Genomic DNA, 22,570 nt, shown 5'->3' on the forward strand with positions numbered 1-22,570 from the left:
TCGCGAGCTACTGGCACGCAACAAAAAGCCCCGCTCTTCTTTCGAAGGCGGGGCTTTTTGCAGCTTCAGGTGATCAGAACAAATCGATCGGCGCCGCTTCATCCGCTGGCAGTGGGCTGCCCGGCGCAGTGCCGTTGCCCAGCTCGTTCGCCGACGGTGGCGTGTCTTCGACCTTGAACAGCTCGAAGTAGGCGCCTGGCGTGCCTGGGCTAGCTGCACGGCCGCTGACCGGGTCGACTCGGAGACTGAGAATGCCTTCCGGCTCTGGCTGCGTATGTGGCGGCAGGCCTTTGAGTGCGGCGCCCATGTAGTTCATCCAGATCGGCAGGGCGACGGTACCGCCGAACTCCTTGCGACCCAGGCTTTCAGGCTGGTCGAAACCGGTCCAGACAGTGGTCACATAATCGGCGTTGTACCCAGAGAACCAGGCGTCCTTGGATTCGTTGGTGGTACCGGTCTTGCCCGCAATGTCGCTGCGGCCCAAGGCCAGGGCGCGGCGCCCGGTGCCGAGTTTGATCACGTCCTCGAGCATGCTGTTGAGGATGAACGTGGTGCGACCATCGACGACGCGCTCGGCTACGGCCGGCGTTTGTGGCGCTGGCTGGGCGGTCAAGGCTTCGCCCGGGGTTGCGTTGACGGTGAAGGCGTTGGCCACGACAGGGGCGGCGATGCCATCGGTCGCGACGGTGCCTTTCGGGACACTCGGCGGGTTGGCGACGAACAGCGTGTCGCCATTGCGGCTTTCGATCTTGTCGATGATGTAAGGGGTGATCTTGTAGCCGCCGTTGGCGAAAGTGCTCCAGCCGGTGGCGATTTCCATTGGCGTCAGCGTCGCGGTGCCCAAGGCCAGTGACAGGTTGGGCGGCAGGTCCTGCTTGTTGAAGCCAAAGCGCGTGATGTAATCGATGGTCTTGCCAACGCCCATGGCTTGCACCAACCGGATCGAAACCAGGTTACGCGACTTGTACAGGCCTTCACGCAAGCGGATCGGGCCGAGGAACGTGTTGGTATCGTTCTTTGGACGCCACACCTTGTCCAGGTACTCGTCGACGAACACGATCGGTGCGTCGTTCACCAGGCTGGAGGCGGTGTAGCCGTTATCCAGTGCGGCGCTGTAGACGAACGGCTTGAAACTCGAACCCGGCTGGCGCTTGGCCTGCAAGGCGCGGTTGTAGTTGCTCTGTTCAAAGGCGAAGCCGCCGACCAGGGAGCGAATGGCACCGTTCTGCGGATCGAGGGAAACCAGCGCGCCCTGAGCTTGCGGGATCTGGCTGAATTTCAGCGAGTTGTCCGGCTGGCGTTGCACACGAATCAGGTCGCCGACCTGGGCGACGTCCGAAGGCTGCTTCGGATTGGCGCCCATGCTGTTGGTATTCAGGAACGGACGCGCCCATTTCATGCTGTCCCAGCCGACGTGTTCGTCACCGGTACGGGTCATCACTTGCAGGCCGGTCTTGTCGACCTGGGTGACGATGGCAGGTTCAAGGCTGCTGATGGTGCGTTGCTTGGTCAGCTCGATTGTCCAGGCCTCGCGAGTCTTGCCCGGCAGGCGCGACTCCGGGCCGCGATAACCGTGACGCTGGTCGTAGGTCATCAACCCTTCGTGAACCGCGGTGTTGGCCATTTCCTGCAGGTTGCTCGGCACCGTGGTGGTGACGCGGAAACCCTCGGTATAGGCGTCGCTGCCATAACGGCCGACCATTTCGGCGCGGGCCATTTCAGCGATGTACGGCGCATTCACTTCCGGGGTCGGCACGTGATAACTGGCGTTCAGCGGCTCGTTGATCGCGGTGGTGTAGTCGGCTTCGGTGATTTTGCCGAGCTTGTACATGCGCCCAAGGATCCAGTCGCGACGTTCCTTGCTGCGGGCCGGATTGGCCAGCGGGTTGAAGCGCGAGGGGGCTTTCGGCAGACCCGCGATCATCGCCATCTGCGCGAGGCTGACGTCACGAATCGACTTGCCGTAGTAAACCTGTGCGGCGGCTTCGATACCGTAGGCGCGGTTGCCCAGATAGATTTTGTTGACGTACAGCTCAAGAATCTCGTCCTTGGTCAGCTGCCGTTCAATCTGCAGGGCCAGGAGAATTTCGGTGGTTTTTCGCGAGAAGCTGCGTTCGCTGGTCAGGAAGAAGTTCTTCGCCACCTGCATGGTGATGGTGCTGCCGCCGGACTGAATGTGTCCGCTTTTTACCAACTGGGTGGCCGCGCGCATCAGGCTGCTGGGGTCGACACCGTAGTGATTGGCGAAGTTGTCGTCTTCAGCACTTAGTAACGCATTAATGAAATTGGGGGGAATGTCGGCGAACCGGATCGGTGTGCGGCGCATTTCGCCAAATTCTGCGATCAGCTTGTTGTCGCTGCTGTAGACCCGCAAAGGAATCTGCAACTGGATGCTTCTCAGAGCCTCCACGGACGGCAAACCCGGACTAAGGTAGAGAAAGGCGCCGCTAAGACCGAGGAGCAGTCCGCAGAAAACGGCGACGATGGACCAACCGAAAAATTTCAGCAGACGAATCAAGGCTTTTGGACATCCAGGGCAAAGAATGAATTAGGCATCAGGGTTCAGATAAACAGGGAACGACCCGCGCTTGAAGTAAAAACCGGAGAAAAACGCTGGGCATTATAAGCATTTTTCTGTCGAGAGCGTCATTTGCGCTGCTGTCAAGACGGGTGGTTTGAACGCAATGGATATTACAGAGTCCGTAAGACACGGATAGTCATAGGGAATTGGTAGTGCTAGGACTCTTCAATAAAAAGGCCAATACGCTTCTGGGGATCGACATCAGCTCTACGTCGGTCAAGCTTCTGGAGCTAAGCCGCCAAGGCGACCGCTATCGGGTCGAGGCCTATGCGGTGGAACCTTTACCCACCAACGCGGTGGTCGAGAAAAATATCGCCGAGCTCGAAGGCGTAGGGCAGGCACTCGCGCGCGTGCTGCTCAAGGCCAGAACCAACCTCAGGAACGTCGCCGTCGCCGTGGCCGGTTCGGCGGTGATCACCAAGACCATCGAGATGGACGCCGGTCTTTCCGACGACGAAATGGAAAACCAGCTGAAGATCGAGGCCGATCAATACATCCCTTATCCATTGGACGAAGTGGCCATCGACTTTGAGGTCCAGGGCGTTTCTGCGCGCAACCCCGAGCGAGTCAATGTGTTGCTGGCGGCCTGTCGCAAGGAAAACGTCGAGGTCCGGGAAGCGGCCCTGGCCCTGGCCGGCCTGACGGCCCGCGTGGTCGACGTCGAGGCCTATGCGCTGGAGCGTTCCTACGGATTGCTGGCGAGCCAACTGGCGGCTTCTCAGGAGCGCCTGACGGTAGCGGTGGTTGATATTGGCGCCACCATGACCACCCTGAGCGTGCTGCACCAGGGGCGGATCATCTACACCCGCGAGCAATTGTTCGGCGGTCGTCAACTGACGGAGGAAATCCAGCGACGGTATGGCCTGACCATCGAGCAGGCGGGGCTGGCGAAGAAGCAGGGTGGTTTGCCGGACGATTACGTCAGTGAGGTGTTGCAGCCGTTTCGCGATGCGCTGGTGCAACAGGTGTCACGTTCGTTGCAGTTTTTCTTCGCCTCCGGTCAGTACAACTCGGTTGATCACATTCTGTTGGCCGGCGGTACCGCATCGGTCCCGGGGCTGGACCGGTTGATCGAGCAACGATTGGGTACGCCGACGCAAGTGGCCAACCCCTTCTCCAACATGGCCTTGAGCAGCAAGGTCAACGCCGGTGCCCTGGCCAGCGATGCGCCGGCACTGATGATCGCCTGCGGGCTGGCCCTCAGGAGTTTCGACTGATGGCGCGGATCAATCTTTTACCCTGGCGCGAAGAGCAGCGTGAAGCGCGCCGCAAACGCTTTTTGCTGGCGCTGGGCGCTGTGATGGTGGGGGCCGTGGGCGCGGTGCTGATCGCGAACCAGGCCATCAGTGGCGCTATCGATCGGCAAGTGGCTCGTAACGATTACATTGGCAAACAGATTGCCGTGGTCGACGAGCGGATTAACCAGATCAGCGATTTGAAGGCCCGTCGCCAGCAACTGGTCGAGCGCATGCGCATCATTCAGGACCTGCAAGGCAACCGTCCGGTCAGCGGGCGGATCTTTGATCAGTTAGCGCGTACCTTGCCGGACGGGGTGTACTTCACCGAGGTGAAAATGGCCGACAAAACCCTTTCCATCACGGGTGCGGCAGAATCCAACAATCGTGTTTCGGACCTGATGCGTAATCTCGATGCGTCAGACTGGTTCAATGCGCCGACCCTGACGGAAGTCAAAGCGACGACCGCCGGCCAGGTGGATCAGGCCAACGTCTTTCAGCTGACCGTTCGTCAGACTCAGCCCACCGCTGCGGAGGGCGGCAAATGAGGCTGCCTGACTGGTTCGAAGGCCTGCGCAAGATCGACATCAATGACCTGGACACCCATAACATGGGTTCCTGGCCGCCAGCCATCAAGGCATTGGCGGCTTTCCTGCTCATGATCCTGGTGCTTTCGCTGGGCTACAGTTTTTCCATCAGCGACCTTCAGAGCCACCTCGATCTCAAGCGCGAGGAAGAGTTGACCCTCAAGGAGCAATTCGCCAGCAAAGCCCATATGGCGGCGAATCTGGAGCTGTATACGCAGCAGATGAAGGAAATGGAGAACTCCTTTGGCGTGCTGCTGCGGCAATTACCCAGTGACACTGAAGTGCCCGGCCTGCTGGAGGACATCACTCGCACCGGCCTGGGCAGTGGCCTGGAGTTCGAAGAGATCAAACTGCTGCCGGAGAACACGCAGCAGTTCTACATCGAGTTGCCGATCCAGATCACCGTCACTGGTGCCTATCACGACCTGGCCACCTTCGTCAGCGGCGTCGCCGGGCTGCCAAGGATTGTCACCCTGCATGACTTCGACCTTGCGCCGGCCAACCCGGAAGGTGGTCCGAAGTTGCGCATGAGCATCCTCGCCAAGACCTACCGCTACAACGACAAGGGGCTGGAAGAATGAGCCCGATTCGTTGTTTTTCGATGGTTGTGCTGGTCGCCGCCCTGGCTGGTTGCGGCAGTGACAATGACTTCAGCGACCTGGACGCGTACATGAACGAAATGCGTTTGCGTGCGCCCGGCAAGATTGAACCAACGCCGACATTTCGGTCTTACCCAACATTCACCTACAGCGCCGCCAACCTGCGAAGCCCGTTTTCCCGACAGGTCAGAATCGATCTGGCCGGCCAGAAACACGGCTCGCGCAACGTCAAACCTGACCCGAATCGGGTCAAGCAGTACCTCGAAGGTTTCAACATCGAGCAGTTTGAAATGGTCGGAACGATCGCCAATGCGACCGGCTCCTTTGCGCTGCTGCGCGGGGCGGGCGGGGTGCATCGGTTGAAAGTCGGCGATTACCTGGGGCGTAACGATGGGCGGATCGTCGCCATCAGCGGTTCGCAGGTCGATGTGGTCGAAATCGTTCCCGACGGCGAAGGCGCCTGGCTGGAGCGGCCGCGGACCATCCCTTTGAAAGAGCACTCATAGTGGAACTCGAATAATGAACAGGATTTTCTCAACCTTCGGTATTTCGCTATGGATAGCGTTGCTGTCGCCGATGGTACTAGCGGCCAACCTCAAAGCGCTGGATGTCGCCGCGCTGCCGGGGGACCGCGTCGAGTTGAAGTTGTCGTTCGATGGGCCGCCACCGACGCCTCACGGTTACACCACGGAATCGCCTGCACGAATTGCACTGGATCTGCCCGGCGTCGTCAGTCAGCTAAAAAGCAAAAATCGTGACCTGGGCGGCGGAAATGCCCGCAGCGCTACAGTGGTGGAAGCCAAGGACCGTACACGACTGATCATCAACCTGACCCAGTTGACGCCGTATAGCGCACGGGTCGAAGGCAACACGCTGTTCGTGGTGGTCGGCCAAGGCGCCAACAAAACGGCCTCCAGCCCGGCGCCCAAAACGCCACGCGCCGCGACTGCAACGCCAGCGCCGGCGAAAGCCTATGCGCCAGCAGGCAAGGCCATCCGGGGCGTGGATTTCCAGCGCGGCACCCAGGGCGAAGGCAATGTGGTCATCGATCTGTCGGATCCTTCCATCGCCCCGGACATACAGGAGCGCGACGGCAAAATCATCGTCAGTTTCGCCAGGACCCAATTGCCTGAACCGTTGCGTGTGCGTCTGGACGTCAAGGATTTCGCCACGCCAGTGCAGTTCGTCAACGCCAGCGCCACGGGCGATCGGGCCACGATCAGCATTGAGCCCAGCGGCGCTTTCGATTATTCGACTTACCAGACCGATAACAAGCTGACCGTCAGCATCCGGCCGATGACGGTCGATGACTTGCAGAAACGCAACTCCGAGCGTTTCGCCTACACCGGTGAAAAGCTCTCGCTGAACTTCCAGGACATCGATGTGCGTTCGGTGCTGCAACTGATCGCCGATTTCACCAATCTCAATCTGGTGGCCAGCGACACGGTGCAGGGCGGCATCACGCTGCGTTTGCAGAACGTGCCGTGGGATCAGGCGCTGGATCTGGTGTTGAAAACCAAGGGCCTGGACAAACGCAAGATCGGTAACGTTTTGCTGGTCGCACCGGCCGATGAAATTGCCGCCCGCGAGCGTCAGGAACTGGAGTCGCAGAAACAAATCGCCGACCTGGCGCCCCTGCGTCGCGAGCTGTTGCAGGTCAACTACGCCAAAGCTGCCGATATCGCCAAGCTGTTCCAGTCGGTGACCAGTGCCGAGGCAAAGGCCGACGAGCGGGGCTCGATCACGGTGGATGAGCGGACCAACAACATCATTGCCTACCAGACCCAGGATCGCCTCGACGAACTGCGCCGTATCGTCGCGCAACTGGATATCCCGGTGCGTCAGGTGATGATCGAGGCACGCATCGTCGAAGCCAACGTCGACTATGACAAAAGCCTCGGCGTGCGCTGGGGCGGTTCGTTGCAGAACAAAGGCAACTGGAACACCTCAGGCGTCAGCAACGGGGCGAATGCTTCATCGACCATCGGTACGCCTGGCAGCACCAGCACCAACTCGCCGTTCGTCGACATGGGCACCGCCGCCAACACCTCGGGGCTTGGCATCGCCTTCATCACCGACAATGTGCTGCTGGATCTCGAGCTGACGGCCATGGAGAAGACCGGCAACGGCGAAATCGTCTCGCAGCCCAAGGTGGTTACGTCGGACAAGGAAACCGCAAAAATCCTCAAGGGCACGGAAATTCCCTATCAGGAAGCCAGCTCCAGCGGCGCTACCTCGGTGTCGTTCAAGGAGGCCTCGCTGTCTCTGGAAGTGACGCCGCAGATCACTCCGGACAACCGGATCATCATGGAGGTCAAGGTCACCAAGGACGAACCGGACTACCTGAACAAGGTGCAGGATGTGCCGCCGATCAAGAAAAACGAGGTCAATGCCAAGGTCCTGGTCAACGACGGCGAGACCATCGTGATTGGCGGGGTTTTCTCAAATACTCAGAGCAAGGTTGTAGATAAGGTGCCATTTCTCGGTGATGTGCCGTATCTTGGCCGCCTTTTCCGGCGTGACGTGGTTTCGGAGAAAAAATCCGAGCTGCTGGTATTTCTCACTCCGCGTATCATGAATAACCAGGCGATTGCTGTGAGTCATTGATTCTGTGCGAAATTTGATTCTTGTTGGACCGATGGGGGCTGGAAAAAGCACCATCGGCCGGTTGCTGGCCAAAGAGCTGCGCCTGCCATTCAAAGATTCCGATAAGGAAATTGAATTGCGCACGGGCGCCAATATCCCGTGGATTTTCGATAAAGAAGGCGAGCCGGGCTTTCGTGACCGCGAGCAGGCGATGATTGCCGAGCTGTGTGGCTGCGACGGCGTGGTGCTGGCGACCGGTGGCGGCGCGGTGATGCGCGAGGCCAATCGCCGGGCGCTGCACGCCGGAGGTCGGGTGGTCTATCTGCATGCGTCTGTCGAGCAGCAGGTGGGTCGCACGTCCCGCGATCGCAATCGACCCCTGTTGCGTACTGCCGATCCGGCCAAGACCCTCCGGGATCTGCTGGCGATCCGCGATCCGCTTTATCGGGAAATCGCCGATCTGGTGGTGGAAACCGATGAGCGGCCGCCGCGAATGGTGGTGCTCGATATTCTCGAACGCTTGCAGCAGCTACCTCCCCGTTAAAGCGCAGCGCGAAATGCGCTATCCTCGGCGTCCTGTCATGGCCGCTCAAGGTTGTGGCAGATGGCTACCGAACGGCGTCAACCAGCAGACGCCGTGGACATTCGTTAACTCAAGGCAGGACGCCTGATTCCATCTTCACTGTGGGGACACATGCAGACACTCAAGGTCGATCTAGGCGAGCGCAGCTACCCGATTCATATTGGCGAAGGTTTGTTGGATCAGCCTGAGCTGCTGGCCCCGCATATTCGCGGACGGCAAGTGGCGATTATCTCCAACGAGACCGTTGCGCCGCTCTATCTCGAGCGTCTGACCCGCAGCCTCGCACAGTTCTCGGTGGTTTCCGTGGTGCTGCCGGACGGCGAAGCGTTCAAGACCTGGGAAACCCTGCAACTGATTTTCGACGGTCTGCTGACCGCACGGCACGACCGCCGTACCACGGTTATCGCCCTCGGTGGCGGTGTGATTGGTGACATGGCCGGTTTTGCGGCCGCCTGCTACCAGCGTGGTGTCGATTTCATCCAGATCCCGACCACGCTGCTGTCGCAAGTCGACTCTTCGGTGGGCGGCAAGACCGGGATCAACCATCCGCTGGGCAAGAACATGGTCGGCGCTTTCTATCAGCCGAATGTGGTGCTGATTGATACCGCGACCCTCAATACCCTGCCGGCCCGCGAACTGTCCGCCGGGCTTGCCGAAGTCATCAAATACGGGCTGATCTGCGACGAGCCGTTCCTGACCTGGCTTGAAGACAACGTTGATCGCCTGCGCGCGCTGGACCAGGTCGCCCTGACTTACGCCATCGAGCGCTCTTGCGCGGCCAAGGCTGCGGTGGTGGGTGCCGACGAACGGGAGACCGGTGTCCGCGCCACGCTCAACCTGGGTCACACCTTCGGCCACGCCATCGAAACCCACATGGGCTATGGTGTCTGGCTACATGGTGAGGCGGTCGCTGCTGGCACCGTAATGGCCTTGGAAATGTCCACGCGCCTTGGCTGGATCAGCGAGCAAGAGCGCGATCGCGGCATCCGTCTGTTCCAGCGTGCCGGCCTGCCGGTCATCCCGCCTGAAGAGATGACCGAAGCCGATTTTCTCGAACACATGGCAATTGACAAGAAAGTGATCGACGGTCGTTTGCGCCTGGTGCTGCTGCGCCACATGGGCGAAGCGGTGGTGACCGACGATTATCCGAAAGAGGTTTTACAGGCCACGCTGGGAGCGGATTACCGCGCTCTGGCTCAGCTTAAAGGTTAATAAGATCCCGATGACTAGTTTGCACGCCGACGAGGCTTTCCTCGGCCATTACCAGTTGAGTCATGACCCTTTTTCTCCACGGGTGCCTGGCTTCAAATTCTTCCCGGCCCAGCGCAAACCGGTGCTGGGGCAACTGCATCACCTGGCACGCTACAGTCAGTTGCTGCTGGTCGTCACCGGCCCGCAAGGCAGTGGCAAGACGCTGTTGCGTCAGGCCCTGGTGGCCAGCACCAACAAACAGTCGGTGCAGAGCGTGGTGGTTTCCGCCCGTGGCGCCGGTGATTCGGCCGGCGTGCTGCGTCAGGTGGCTCAGGCGCTGAATGTCGCCCAGGCCGAGATCGGCGCGATTCTGGCTCAAGTGGTGCAGCTTGCCCTGACGGGGCAGGAAGTCTATCTGCTGGTGGATGACGCCGAGCAACTCGACGAGTCCGCGCTGGAAGCCTTGCTGGCCCTGGCCGCCGGTGCACCGGAAGGTCGCCCGCATGTGTTCCTGTTCGGCGAGTCGTCGTTGATTGCTCAACTGGAGGCGCTGAGCCTCGAGGAAGAGCGTTTCCACGTCATCGAATTGCAACCTTACACCGAAGAAGAAACCCGCGAATATCTGGAACAGCGGCTCGAAGGCGCTGGCCGGGGTATCGAACTTTTTACCGCAGATCAGATCTCTGATATTCACGAAAGCTCCGACGGTTGGCCTGGCACCATCAACCAGGTTGCCCGCGATGCAATGATCGAAGCCATGATTGCCAGCCGCTCTGCGGTGAAGCGTCCAAGTATGGGGTTCAACATGCCGAAGAAACACGTATTGGCGATTTCCGCCGTTGTCGTGGTCGCGGTAGCCGCCGCCTGGTTGATGCCGGGTCGCAGCAAAGCACCGACCACTGGCGCACCTGCCAACGAGCAGGCGCAACTGCCGCTCGGCCAGGGCACGCCACAACCTAACAGCGGCGGCGCGCCTGCCGTCGAATTCGCCGGTAACTCGCAGCCGATGCCATTGCCGCTGGTCGGCAACTCGCAGCCGGTCATGCGTGGTCCGTTGGCCGAAGCTGCCGGTGGCATCACCGAAGGCGACGACGGCGTGCCGGTCGAAGGTTCGAGCGCTACGCCGCCGACCGTGACCACTACCGCGCCGCCTGCGGGTATCCAGCCTGGCCCGGCACCGACGCCTGCTGCCAAACCGGCTCCTGCGCCCACTCAGGTCGCGACTGCCAAGCCAGCTCCGGTAGCGCCTGCCGTGAAGCCGGCCCCAGCGCCTGCCAAGCCAGCCGCCGCCGTTGCTGCCGCCAAGCCAGCCGAGAAACCAGTCGCCGCTGCCGCGAAAGGCGCTGGTGGCACTTGGTACGCCGGCCAACCGACGAGCAACTACGTGGTGCAGATCCTCGGCACCAGCTCCGAAGCGGCCGCACAATCCTTCGTCAAGGAGCAGGGCGGCGAGTACCGTTATTTCAAGAAAGTCCTCAACGGCAAGCCGCTTTACGTCATCACTTACGGTAACTTCGCCAACCGCGATGCAGCCGTTACCGCCATCAAGGCCTTGCCAGCGAAGGTTCAGGCTGGTAAACCTTGGCCTCGCACTGTCGCCAGCGTCCAACAGGAACTGGCAACAACTCGCTGAAGATTCGGCGGCCTTACCCAGGCCGCCTCTCCAAGCACCTCAAAATTTCTACAAGCGCATGCCGCCCTAAGGGGCAGTTGGCGCTTGCTGACGACCGCGTTGCGCGCCAACGTGCGCGAGGCTGCGTTGCGGGATTTGCCAAGGGTGAAGCCATTGGCGGCATCCCGCGCCTTGCCTCGCACACGCTGGCATCACAACGCGGTTCGTCAGCAAGCACCAACAGACCCTCGGCCGCGTGCCTTGTGGTGTCTGCGTCACAGTAGTCTTTGAGTCGTTGCGGTCAAAATTAAAAAAGTTTTGACTAGCACAGCATATCGCTTTAAACCTTTCACAAATGCGACATAGATTTGCGACATTTCGTCGTCAAATTTGTGAGCCTCTGTGTCGGTGTGTACAATGACCTCCCTTTTGCCCCCGCAAAGCTGGCGTACGTTCGGCGCGGACGGTAAGTGTTTGAATTGAAAAGAAATTTGCCTCGGTAAGAGGCAGCCTGGTGAGAAAGTGTCTATGAAAGCAGGTCTGTACCAACCAGATGAATTCAAGGATAACTGCGGTTTCGGCCTGATAGCCCATATGCAGGGCGAGCCCAGTCATACCCTTTTGCAAACGGCCATCGAGGCCCTGACCTGCATGACCCACCGCGGTGGGATCAACGCCGACGGCAAGACCGGTGACGGTTGCGGTCTGCTGATTCAAAAGCCGGATGTGTTCCTGCGAGCCATCGCCCAGGAAACCTTCGGCGTCGAACTGCCCAAGCAATATGCAGTGGGCATGGTCTTCTTCAACCAGGACCCGGTCAAAGCCGAAGCCGCTCGCGAGAACATGAACCGCGAGATCCTCGCTGCTGGCTTGACCCTCGTCGGCTGGCGCAAAGTGCCGATCGACACCAGCGTCCTCGGTCGCCTGGCCCTTGAACGCCTGCCGCAGATCGAGCAAGTGTTCATCGCCGGTGATGGCCTGAGCGATCAGGACATGGCCGTCAAGCTGTTCACCTCCCGTCGTCGCTCGTCCGTGGCCAACGCCGCCGACGTCGATCACTACGTGTGCAGCTTTTCGCACAAGACCATCATTTATAAAGGCCTGATGATGCCGGCGGATTTGACCGCCTTCTATCCAGACCTCAGCGACCAGCGCCTGCAAACCTCGATTTGCGTGTTCCACCAGCGCTTCTCGACCAACACTCTGCCGAAATGGCCGCTGGCTCAGCCGTTCCGCTTCCTCGCCCACAACGGCGAGATCAACACCATCACCGGCAACCGCAACTGGGCCGTGGCCCGTCGCACCAAGTTCACCAATGATCTGATGGATCTGGAAGAACTCGGCCCGCTGGTCAACCGCGTTGGCTCCGACTCCTCCAGCATGGACAACATGCTTGAGCTGATGGTTACCGGGGGTATCGACCTGTTCCGTGGCGTGCGGATGATCATTCCGCCTGCGTGGCAGAACGTCGAAACCATGGACCCGGATCTGCGTGCGTTCTATGAATACAACTCGATGCACATGGAACCGTGGGACGGCCCGGCCGGCGTGGTAATGACCGACGGTCGTTACGCGGTGTGCCTGCTCGACCGTAACGGTCTGCGTCCGGCGCGTTGGGTCACCACCAAGAACGGTTTCATCACCCTGGCTTCGGAAATCGGTGTCTGGAACTACCAGCCTGAAGACGTGATCGCCAAGGGCCGCGTTGGCCCGGGTCAGATCTTCGCCGTGGACACTGAAACCGGCCAGATCCTCGACACCGACGCCATCGACAACCGCTTGAAGTCCCGTCATCCGTACAAGCAATGGCTGCGCAAGAATGCCCTGCGCATCCAGGCGACTATGGAAGACAACGACCACGGTTCGGCGTTCTACGACGTTGACCAGCTCAAGCAGTACATGAAGATGTACCAGGTCACTTTCGAAGAACGTGATCAGGTGCTGCGTCCGCTCGGCGAGCAAGGCTACGAAGCCGTTGGCTCGATGGGCGATGACACGCCGATGGCCGTGCTGTCCCAGCGCGTGCGCACGCCGTACGACTATTTCCGCCAGCAGTTCGCGCAGGTCACCAACCCGCCGATCGACCCGCTGCGTGAAGCCATCGTCATGTCGCTGGAAATCTGCCTCGGTGCCGAGCGCAACATTTTCCAGGAGTCGCCGGAACATGCCTCGCGCGTGATCCTCAGCTCGCCGGTTATTTCCCCGGCCAAGTGGCGCTCGCTGATGAACCTCGATCGTCCGGGCTTCGAGCGCGCGATCATCGACCTCAACTACGACGAAAGCGTCGGCCTCGAAGCGGCGATCCGCAACGTTGCCGATCAGGCTGAAGAAGCTGTGCGCTCCGGCCGTACCCAGGTCGTGCTGAGTGACCGCCGCATTGCCCCGGGCAAGTTGCCGATCCACGCTTCCCTGGCCACTGGTGCGGTGCACCACCGCTTGACCGAAAAAGGCCTGCGTTGCGACTCCAACATCCTCGTGGAAACCGCGACGGCTCGCGATCCGCACCACTTCGCCGTGTTGATCGGTTTCGGCGCCTCGGCGGTCTATCCGTTCCTGGCCTACGAAGTGCTGGGCGACCTGATCCGTACCGGTGAAGTCCTGGGCGACCTCTATGAGGTGTTCAAGAACTACCGCAAAGGCATCACCAAAGGTCTGCTGAAGATCCTGTCGAAGATGGGCATCTCGACCATCACCTCGTACCGCGGTGCGCAGCTGTTTGAAGCCATCGGCCTGTCTGAAGAAGTCTGCGACCTGAGCTTCCGTGGCGTGCCAAGCCGCATCAAGGGCGCGCGTTTCGTCGACATCGAAGCCGAGCAGAAAGCCCTGGCTGCCGAAGCCTGGAGCCCGCGCAAGCCAATCCAGCAGGGCGGTTTGCTGAAGTTCGTCCACGGTGGCGAATATCACGCGTACAACCCGGACGTGGTCAACACCCTGCAAGCCGCTGTGCAGCAGGGCGACTACAGCAAGTTCAAGGAATACACGGCGCTGGTGGATAACCGTCCGGTGTCGATGATCCGCGATATGTTCAAGGTGAAAACCCTGGACACGCCGCTGGACATCAGCGAGATCGAACCGCTGGAATCGGTGCTCAAGCGCTTTGACTCCGCGGGCATATCTTTGGGCGCCTTGTCGCCGGAAGCTCACGAAGCCCTGGCCGAAGCCATGAACCGCCTCGGTGCGCGTTCCAACTCCGGCGAAGGCGGCGAAGACCCGGCGCGTTACGGCACCATCAAGAGCTCGAAAATCAAGCAAGTGGCGACTGGCCGCTTCGGTGTAACCCCGGAATACCTGGTCAACGCTGAAGTGCTGCAGATCAAAGTCGCTCAGGGCGCCAAGCCCGGCGAAGGTGGTCAACTGCCAGGCGGCAAGGTCAACGGTCTGATCGCCAAGCTGCGTTACGCAGTGCCGGGCGTGACCCTGATTTCGCCTCCGCCGCACCACGACATCTATTCGATCGAAGATTTGTCGCAGCTGATTTTTGACCTGAAACAAGTCAACCCGAAGGCGTTGGTCTCGGTGAAGCTGGTTGCAGAAGCGGGCGTCGGCACCATCGCTGCCGGTGTGGCCAAGGCCTACGCGGACTTGATCACCATCTCCGGCTACGACGGCGGCACCGGTGCGTCGCCACTGACGTCGATCAAATACGCGGGCGCTCCGTGGGAGCTCGGCCTGGCCGAAACCCACCAGACCCTGCGCGGCAACGACCTGCGCGGCAAAGTGCGGGTACAAACCGACGGCGGCCTGAAAACCGGCCTCGACGTGATCAAGGCGGCCATCCTCGGCGCTGAAAGCTTCGGCTTCGGCACCGCGCCGATGATCGCGCTGGGCTGCAAATACCTGCGTATCTGCCACCTGAACAACTGCGCCACCGGCGTTGCGACTCAGAACGAGAAGTTGCGCAAGGATCACTACATCGGCACCGTCGACATGGTGGTGAATTTCTTCACCTACGTCGCCGAAGAAACCCGTGAGTGGCTGGCCAAGCTGGGCGTGCGCTCCCTCGAAGAGCTGATCGGTCGTACCGATCTGCTGGACATCCTCGAAGGCCAGACCGCCAAGCAGCAACACCTGGACCTGACGCCATTGCTGGGCAGCGATCACATCCCGGCAGACAAACCTCAGTTCTGCCAGGTCGACCGCAACCCACCGTTCGACAAAGGCCTGCTGGCCGAGAAAATGGTCGACATGGCCACCTCGGCCATCAACGACATGAGCGGTGCCGATTTCGCCTTGGACATCTGCAACTGCGACCGTTCGATCGGCGCGCGGATCTCTGGTGAAATCGCTCGCAAGCACGGCAACCAGGGCATGGCGAATGCGCCGATCACCTTCCGCTTCAAAGGGACGGCCGGTCAGAGCTTCGGTGTGTGGAACGCTGGCGGCCTGAACATGTACCTGGAAGGCGACGCCAACGACTACGTCGGCAAAGGCATGACCGGCGGCAAGCTGGTCATCGTTCCGCCGAAGGGCAGTGTCTACAAGACTCAGGACAGTGCCATCATCGGCAACACCTGCCTGTACGGCGCCACTGGCGGCAAGCTGTTCGCCGCCGGTACCGCGGGCGAGCGTTTCGCGGTGCGTAACTCCGGTGCTCACACCGTGGTGGAAGGCACTGGCGATCACTGCTGCGAGTACATGACCGGTGGTTTCGTCTGCGTGCTGGGCAAGACCGGTTACAACTTTGGCTCAGGCATGACCGGCGGTTTCGCCTACGTGCTCGACCAGGACAACACCTTCGTTGACCGGGTCAACCACGAACTGGTGGAAATCCAGCGGATCAGCGGTGAAGCGATGGAAGCCTATCGCAGCCACCTGCAACGCGTGCTGAACGAATACGTCGAGGAAACCGACAGCGAGTGGGGTCGTGAACTCGCCGAAAACCTCGATGACTATCTGCGTCGTTTCTGGTTGGTCAAGCCGAAGGCTGCCAGCTTGAAAACGTTGCTTTCCAGCACCCGTGCCAACCCGCAGTGATATGCGCCTGAAGAGTTTGATGAGGTTTTAACAATGGCTGAACGTCTGAATAACGACTTCCAGTTCATCGATGTCGGGCGCAAGGATCCGAAGAAGAAACTGTTGCGTCAACGCAAGAAAGAGTTCGTGGAGATCTACGAACCCTTCAAACCCCAGCATTCGGCCGATCAGGCCCACCGCTGCCTGGGTTGCGGTAACCCGTATTGCGAATGGAAGTGCCCGGTGCACAACTTCATTCCGAACTGGCTGAAGCTGGTGGCCGAGGGCAACATCCTCCAGGCCGCCGAGCTGTCGCACCAGACCAACACCCTGCCGGAAGTGTGCGGCCGGGTGTGCCCGCAGGATCGTCTGTGCGAGGGTGCCTGCACCCTCAACGACGGTTTCGGCGCGGTGACCATCGGTTCGGTCGAGAAGTACATCACCGACACCGCGTTCGCCATGGGCTGGCGCCCGGACATGTCCAAAGTCATACCGACCGGCAAGCGTGTTGCGATCATCGGCGCAGGCCCGGCAGGCCTGGGCTGTGCCGACGTGCTGGTACGCGGCGGCGTGACCCCGGTGGTGTTCGACAAGAACCCGGAAATCGGCGGTCTGCTGACCTTCGGTATCCCCGAGTTCAAGCTGGAAAAGACCGTGCTGAGCAATCGTCGCGAAGTCTTCACCGGCATGGGCATCGAGTTCCGTCTGAACACCGAAGTGGGCAAGGACGTGACCGTCGAGCAACTGCTCGAAGAATACGATGCCGTATTCATGGGCATGGGCACCTACACCTACATGAAGGGCGGCTTTGCCGGTGAAGATTTGCCGGGCGTGCATGACGCGCTGGACTTCCTGATTGCCAACGTCAACCGCAACCTGGGCTTTGAAAAGTCGCCGGAAGATTTCGTCGACATGAAAGGCAAGAAGGTGGTGGTACTGGGCGGCGGCGACACGGCGATGGACTGCAACCGTACGTCGATTCGCCAGGGCGCCAAGTCGGTGACCTGCGCTTATCGTCGTGACGAAGCGAACATGCCGGGCTCGCGCAAAGAGGTGAAGAACGCCAAGGAAGAAGGGGTGAAATTCCTCTACAACCGCCAGCCAATCGCGATCGTCGGCGAAGACCGTGTCGAAGGCGTGAAGGTGGTCGAGACCCGTCTCGGCGAACCGGATGCCCGTGGCCGTCGCAGCCCTGAGCCTATTCCGGGTTCCGAAGAGATCATCCCGGCCGACGCCGTGGTCATCGCGTTCGGTTTCCGTCCAAGCCCGGCGTCGTGGTTCGAGCAGCACAGCATCCAGACCGACAGCCAGGGCCGCGTTGTGGCCCCGGAGCAAGGTCAGTACAAGCACCAGACCAGCAACCCGAAAATCTTCGCCGGTGGCGACATGGTTCGCGGTTCTGACCTGGTGGTGACGGCGATCTTCGAAGGCCGCAATGCCGCCGAAGGGATTCTGGATTACCTGGGCGTCTAAGCTCGCGACACCAAACCTTGTAGGAGCGAGCCTGCTCGCGATAGCGGTGGATCAGTCACTAGATGTATTGACTGACACTCCGTCATCGCGAGCAGGCTCACTCCTACAGTTGTTTCGTGGTGTTGCAGAAAGTCGTGTTCCACCGCGACAAATTGACCCGATAGACAAAAGGCTGACCTGCAACCGTGCCTTTTGCGTCGAGCTCTGAGAAAATGCCCGCACTTTTTTTCCGGATGCCGACATGACTGCCCTGAAGAACGACCGTTTCCTTCGCGCCCTGCTCAAGCAACCCGTAGACGTCACGCCTGTCTGGATGATGCGTCAGGCCGGTCGCTACCTGCCGGAATACCGCGCCAGCCGTGCCAAGGCCGGCGACTTCATGAGCCTGTGCATGAACCCGGAGTTCGCTTGCGAAGTCACGATGCAGCCGCTCGACCGCTACCCACAACTGGACGCGGCGATCCTGTTCTCCGACATCCTGACCATCCCCGATGCCATGGGCCAGGGCCTGTACTTCGAAACCGGTGAAGGTCCGCGCTTCAAGAAAGTCATCAGCACGATGGCTGACATCGAAGCGCTGCCGATTCCTGATCCGCACAAAGACCTCGGCTACGTCATGGACGCGGTCAGCACCATCCGCCGCGAACTGAACGGCCGCGTGCCGCTGATCGGCTTTGCCGGCAGCCCATGGACCCTGGCCACCTACATGGTCGAAGGCGGCTCGTCGAAAGACTACCGCAAGACCAAAACCATGCTCTACGACAACCCGCAAGCCTTGCACCTGCTGCTGGACAAACTCGCGCAGACGGTCACCAGCTACCTCAACGGCCAGATCATGGCCGGGGCGCAAGCGGTGCAGATCTTCGATAGTTGGGGCGGCAGCCTCTCGGCGGCGGCGTACCAGGAGTTCTCCCTGGCCTACATGCGCAAAATCGTCAGCGGCCTGATCCGCGAACATGAAGGCCGCAAAGTGCCGGTCATTCTGTTCACCAAGAACGGCGGCCTGTGGCTCGAAAGCATTGCCGACGCTGGCGCTGATGCGCTCGGCCTGGACTGGACCTGCGACATCGGCAGCGCCCGTGATCGCGTCGGCAGCAAAGTCGCGCTGCAAGGCAACATGGACCCAACCGTGCTGTACGCCAAGCCAGAAGCCATCCGCACGGAAGTCGGCCGCATCCTCGCCAGCTATGGCAAAGGCAGCGGCCACGTGTTCAACCTCGGCCATGGCATCACCCCGGAAGTCGACCCGGAACACGCTGGCGCCTTCCTGCGCGCGGTGCATGAACTGTCGGCGCAATATCACGAGTAAGACCCTCTCTCGATTGCTGCCCGGGGCGATAAACCGGGTGGCAATCAGTAATTAGAGTTCTTCTGATTATTTCCTTATTATTCTTAATGTCGACTTTATTGTTGTAGTGTTTTGTTGTTTGTTTGGTGTGGATAAGTTTTGCGAGCCAGTATTCTCAATTTCTTACTTAATGCCATATTTAGTCATGTTTGGTTGCCTTGACGGTCTGTAGATAACTAATTGTAATCGCGCCACTAATTTAAGTTTGGTGAGTGTGATGAGAAGAATAGGTTATTCACCCGGCCAGGTGCTGTTGCACTGGCTTTCGGCAGGAGTGATTTTATGGGCGTTGTTGTCCGGATTCTATGTGTCGGTCGTTGATGTGTTGCCGCAAACAAAGGACTGGGTGGGATTTGTCAATGTTTCGGTGACCGCGTTGTTTATTCCGGTTTTTGTGGTGAGGATTTATCTGGTTGTTATTCATTCGTGTGCCGATGACGCTACGAACAAAACACTGATGGATCACGTGGCGTGCCTGATGCACAAGTTTATTTATACAGTAACGAGTGTTGTTCTTGTCACTGGGATTTTAATGATGGATCGGGCAATTAATATATTCGACCTGATCTTTATTCCCCAGCCATTGGAAGACCCAACTTGGATCGACAGGTTTTTTACTGTCCATATTTGGTCTTGTGTGGTGTTGTTGATACTGGTGGCGTTGCACATCTCGGCGGTGATCAAACACGAGATGTGCGGGCGCAGGGTCCTTAAACGCATGACGTTCTAGCTCAGGCGGGTTGATTGCCGGGCAACGTTGGCAACTTCGCCAGTTTCAATGCCACCAGCAATGCAATCACCAGCAGACCGCCGATGAACAAACCAATGCCGTTCCATCCGCCAAGGTGCCAGAACACCCCGCCGGCAGTACCGGCGATGCTCGAACCGGCGTAGTAGCTGAACAGATAAAGCGACGACGCCTGGCCCTTGGCCTTAATGGCGCGGCGGCCGATCCAGCTACTCGCCACCGAATGGGCGCCGAAGAAGCCGAAGGTAAAGATCAACATGCCGATGATCACCACCGGCAGCGGCGTCAGCATGGTCAGTGCAAGGCCGGCGAGCATCAGCACGATCGTCGCCCAAAGCACTTTGCGTCGGCCTAGTTTGTCGGCCAACGAGCCGATTTTCGCTGAACTGTAGATACCCGACAGATACACCACCGAGAGCAGCCCGACGAAGGCCTGATCCATGTGGTACGGCTCGGCCAGCAGGCGATAACCGATGTAGTTGAAGAGGGTGACGAACGCGCCCATCAGCACAAAAGCTTCGAGGAACAGCAGCGGCAGGCCGGCATCGCGAAAGTGTATGGTGAAGCCGTCAATCAAGCTTCGCGGGTGCAATGAGCGGGCGCGGAAGTTGTGCGACTCGGGGAGGATTTTCCAGAACACGGCAGCCGCGATCAGCGCCAGACCACCGATCACCAGCATCGCCGTGTGCCAGCTGACGAAGTCGATCAACACGCCGGTGATCAAGCGTCCGCACATCCCGCCAATCGCGTTGCCGCCGATGTACAAACCCATGGCCAGGCCGATGTGCTGCGGGTGGATCTCTTCGCTCAAGTACGTCATGGCGACTGCTGCCAGACCGCTCAACGACAACCCTATCAGCGCGCGCATCACCAACACGCCGTGCCAGCTTGGCATCATCGAGCTGGCGATTGTGCAGAGCGCGGCGGCGAACAGCGCCGCGACCATCACCGGTTTGCGCCCGATGCGATCAGAGATCGGGCCGGTGATCAGCAGGCCAATGGCGAGCATGCCGGTGGCGACCGACAGGATCAGGCTGCTCTGGGCCGCGTTGATGGAGTACTCGTGGGACAGCAGCGGCATCATCGGTTGCACGCAATAGAGCAGGGCGAAGGTCGCGAAGCCGCCGCAGAACAGCGCCAACACCGTGCGCATGAACATCGGCGTGCCTTTTTCGATGTAGATCTCCTTTAGTTCGGCGACAACATCGTCCACCGCTGCGGGCGGAACTTCATGGGCAAGTGGAGCGACAGCAGTTTTCACTTCGGACCTCGGAGGACGCAGCCGGTCAGGCAATGAAAAAAGCATATAGCTGCCTAATGATTCAATCCAATATATTGTTCGACCTGTTTGATAGGTTTAACGACCTAATGGAGTTTTCATGGAATTGCGTCACCTGCGCTACTTCATTGCTGTTGCCGAAGAACTGCACTTCGGCCGCGCCGCTCAGGTGCTGGGCATCTCGCAACCGCCGCTGAGTCAGCAGATTCAGGCGCTGGAGCAGGAGGTGGGTGCGCGATTGTTCGAACGCACCAATCGTCGGGTCGAGCTCAGTGAAGCCGGCCGGCTGTTTCTGGAAGAGGCGCGGCTGGTGTTGGCGCAGGTCGACAAGGCGGCGGATGTTGCGCGGCGTGCGCAGCTGGGTGAGCTGGGCGAACTGAAGATTGGCTTCACCTCGTCGGCGCCGTTCAACTCGACCATTCCACAGGCGATTTTTTCGTTTCGTCAGCGATTCCCGGCGGTGCACCTGAACCTGCGGGAGATGAGCAGCACCCAGGTCGCCGATGCGTTGGTGGATGAGTCGATTGAAGTCGGGATCATGCGGCCGCTTGGGTTGCCGGACTCGCTCAGCGTGGTGGAACTGATGCGTGAGCCGTTGGTGGCGGTGCTCAGCTCCAAGCATCCGTTGGTGACCGATAGTGAGGAAGGCTTGTTTCTGTCAGCTCTGGCCCTCGAACCCTTCGTATTTTTCCCACGCAGTTATGGCAGTGGTCTGTACGCACAATTGCTCAGCCTGGCGCGGGATGCGGGGTTTAGTCCGCACTTTGCTCAGGAGGCGGGCGAGGCGATGACGATCATCGGGTTAGTGGCGGCGGGGTTGGGTGTTTCGGTGCTTCCGGCGTCTTATCAGCGGATGCGCATCGAAGGGGTGGTCTATCGGCCTCTGCTCGATCCAGAGGCGGTGTCGGCGGTGTGGCTGGTGCAGCGCAAGGATCAGAAGTCGCCGATGGCCAAGGCGTTTGTGGAGTTGTTGACGCGTAAGGTTGAGCCGTTGAAGGCGTGACTGCTTCGCAGTCAATCGCGGGCAAGCCCGCTCCCACAGGGATTTGCGGTGTGAACACGATTTTTGTTCCACCACTCATCCACAGTGGGAGCGAGCTTGCTCGCGAAAGCGTCCGCAAGTTCACCAAAAAAGGCACAGTTGCCTATGCCAAAGCGGACGCTTCGCTGATGAGCGTGGGACATTTCCGAAATACCTTAGGAAGGCTTCAGCGCCTTGCGGCATTGCCTACAACTAATCCAGAATCCGCCGGCTTGTGCGCCTTGGGGGCTGTCGGTAACTTGATTCGCGTCACTGATTCCCAGTGATCGGGTTTAGTAGCCCGTGTTTACACGATGCGCATTTGCATGCCGGACAGTCAGGTAATTTCATGCCTGCACTTTGATGGTAGCTGTGCGTAGGGCGCTCTCGGGCGCGCCGGTTCGTGTTTCCCGGTCTACTAACCTGCGTACGGCTGCCACCCTTTTGATTAGTAGCGACTCGGTGGCTCCACTTTGTAGGTAGCCGAAACATGACGAATACAACAACAAACCTACCGGACACCGATCCGGACGCTCCACGCCAACCAAGCAAAATCTTCCTCATCGCCCCCGATATCGACAACCACACTCTGCTGGAATACGCCTGTGAATCCCTGGCATCAGCCAACGTCATGGCGAGTGACTTCGCGAGGTGTCTGAAGGGATCGCAAAGCAACACACTGCTGGGAATTCAGCAGTCGATCATGCTGGGAGAATTGGCGGTGAACCGGGTGTTGGATAACCTCGATCCACTCTAGTGCGTCAGGTCACTAAT

General features: G+C 59.6%; 17 protein-coding genes. 15 read left to right on the forward strand and 2 right to left on the reverse strand.

The window, feature by feature from the left end:
* Positions 1-73 precede the first annotated feature (73 nt).
* Positions 74-2,515 (reverse strand): penicillin-binding protein 1A, encoded by a 2,442-nt coding sequence (locus QF010_RS25770; RefSeq protein ID WP_419866178.1) that lies wholly within the window; start codon positions 2,513-2,515, stop codon positions 74-76.
* Positions 2,516-2,733: 218 nt separating this feature from the next.
* On the opposite strand from QF010_RS25770, the gene QF010_RS25775 reads away from it, so the two are divergent.
* The 12 genes from QF010_RS25775 to QF010_RS25830 all read left to right on the forward strand — a co-directional run bounded on the left by QF010_RS25775 (position 2,734) and on the right by QF010_RS25830 (position 19,478).
* The gene (locus QF010_RS25775; RefSeq protein WP_429534190.1) at positions 2,734-3,798 is read left to right on the forward strand and encodes a pilus assembly protein PilM; all 1,065 of its coding nucleotides are present in this window, start codon (positions 2,734-2,736) and stop codon (positions 3,796-3,798) included.
* The gene (locus QF010_RS25780; protein ID WP_429534191.1) at positions 3,798-4,364 is read left to right on the forward strand and encodes a PilN domain-containing protein; all 567 of its coding nucleotides are present in this window, start codon (positions 3,798-3,800) and stop codon (positions 4,362-4,364) included. Before QF010_RS25775 ends, QF010_RS25780 begins: the two co-directional genes overlap by 1 nt.
* Entirely contained in the window at positions 4,361-4,984 is a 624-nt protein-coding gene (gene pilO / locus QF010_RS25785) for a type 4a pilus biogenesis protein PilO (RefSeq protein WP_033055367.1), read from the forward strand. Before QF010_RS25780 ends, pilO begins: the two co-directional genes overlap by 4 nt.
* A complete protein-coding gene (locus QF010_RS25790; RefSeq protein WP_429534192.1) occupies positions 4,981-5,508 on the forward strand; it encodes a pilus assembly protein PilP in 528 nt (175 codons plus the stop codon). Before pilO ends, QF010_RS25790 begins: the two co-directional genes overlap by 4 nt.
* A gap of 13 nt (positions 5,509-5,521) precedes the next feature.
* Positions 5,522-7,609 carry a type IV pilus secretin PilQ gene (locus QF010_RS25795; protein ID WP_033055369.1) on the forward strand — a complete coding sequence of 696 codons (2,088 nt, stop codon included), beginning with the start codon at positions 5,522-5,524 and terminating at the stop codon, positions 7,607-7,609.
* 4 nt (positions 7,610-7,613) lie between these two features.
* Positions 7,614-8,132, forward strand: a complete 519-nt coding sequence (gene aroK, locus QF010_RS25800; RefSeq protein ID WP_010464421.1) for a shikimate kinase AroK — start codon at positions 7,614-7,616, stop codon at positions 8,130-8,132.
* Between the two features lie 150 nt (positions 8,133-8,282).
* Positions 8,283-9,383 carry a 3-dehydroquinate synthase gene (gene aroB / locus QF010_RS25805; protein WP_033055371.1) on the forward strand — a complete coding sequence of 367 codons (1,101 nt, stop codon included), beginning with the start codon at positions 8,283-8,285 and terminating at the stop codon, positions 9,381-9,383.
* A 10-nt stretch (positions 9,384-9,393) separates the two neighbouring features.
* Positions 9,394-10,995 carry an AAA family ATPase gene (locus QF010_RS25810; RefSeq protein ID WP_429511313.1) on the forward strand — a complete coding sequence of 534 codons (1,602 nt, stop codon included), beginning with the start codon at positions 9,394-9,396 and terminating at the stop codon, positions 10,993-10,995.
* Between the two features lie 507 nt (positions 10,996-11,502).
* On the forward strand, positions 11,503-15,948 hold the full coding sequence (gene gltB, locus QF010_RS25815; RefSeq protein ID WP_033055375.1) for a glutamate synthase large subunit: 4,446 nt from the start codon (positions 11,503-11,505) through the stop codon (positions 15,946-15,948).
* A 33-nt stretch (positions 15,949-15,981) separates the two neighbouring features.
* The gene (locus QF010_RS25820; RefSeq protein WP_033055376.1) at positions 15,982-17,400 is read left to right on the forward strand and encodes an FAD-dependent oxidoreductase; all 1,419 of its coding nucleotides are present in this window, start codon (positions 15,982-15,984) and stop codon (positions 17,398-17,400) included.
* Positions 17,401-17,641: 241 nt separating this feature from the next.
* On the forward strand, positions 17,642-18,709 hold the full coding sequence (gene hemE, locus QF010_RS25825; RefSeq protein WP_008149581.1) for a uroporphyrinogen decarboxylase: 1,068 nt from the start codon (positions 17,642-17,644) through the stop codon (positions 18,707-18,709).
* Between the two features lie 256 nt (positions 18,710-18,965).
* On the forward strand, positions 18,966-19,478 hold the full coding sequence (locus QF010_RS25830) for a cytochrome b (RefSeq protein ID WP_033055377.1): 513 nt from the start codon (positions 18,966-18,968) through the stop codon (positions 19,476-19,478).
* A gap of 1 nt (position 19,479) precedes the next feature.
* Here QF010_RS25830 and QF010_RS25835 read toward each other — a convergent pair whose 3' ends face one another.
* Entirely contained in the window at positions 19,480-20,709 is a 1,230-nt protein-coding gene (locus QF010_RS25835) for an MFS transporter (RefSeq protein ID WP_429534209.1), read from the reverse strand.
* Between the two features lie 166 nt (positions 20,710-20,875).
* Between QF010_RS25835 and QF010_RS25840 the strand changes: the two genes are divergently transcribed.
* The 3 genes from QF010_RS25840 (at position 20,876) to QF010_RS25850 (ending at position 22,553) form a co-directional block, all read left to right on the forward strand.
* A complete protein-coding gene (locus tag QF010_RS25840) occupies positions 20,876-21,778 on the forward strand; it encodes a LysR family transcriptional regulator (RefSeq protein WP_046045626.1) in 903 nt (300 codons plus the stop codon).
* Between the two features lie 50 nt (positions 21,779-21,828).
* Positions 21,829-22,083, forward strand: coding sequence for a hypothetical protein (locus tag QF010_RS25845; RefSeq protein WP_429534193.1), 255 nt, complete (start codon positions 21,829-21,831; stop codon positions 22,081-22,083).
* A gap of 203 nt (positions 22,084-22,286) precedes the next feature.
* Complete coding sequence (locus QF010_RS25850) at positions 22,287-22,553, forward strand: DUF6124 family protein (protein ID WP_033055380.1); 267 nt, start codon at positions 22,287-22,289, stop codon at positions 22,551-22,553.
* Positions 22,554-22,570 lie beyond the last annotated feature (17 nt).

Origin of the sequence: Pseudomonas silensiensis (assembly GCF_050434865.1) — a bacterium.
In the GTDB taxonomy this organism is placed as follows: domain Bacteria; phylum Pseudomonadota; class Gammaproteobacteria; order Pseudomonadales; family Pseudomonadaceae; genus Aquipseudomonas; species Aquipseudomonas fluorescens_W.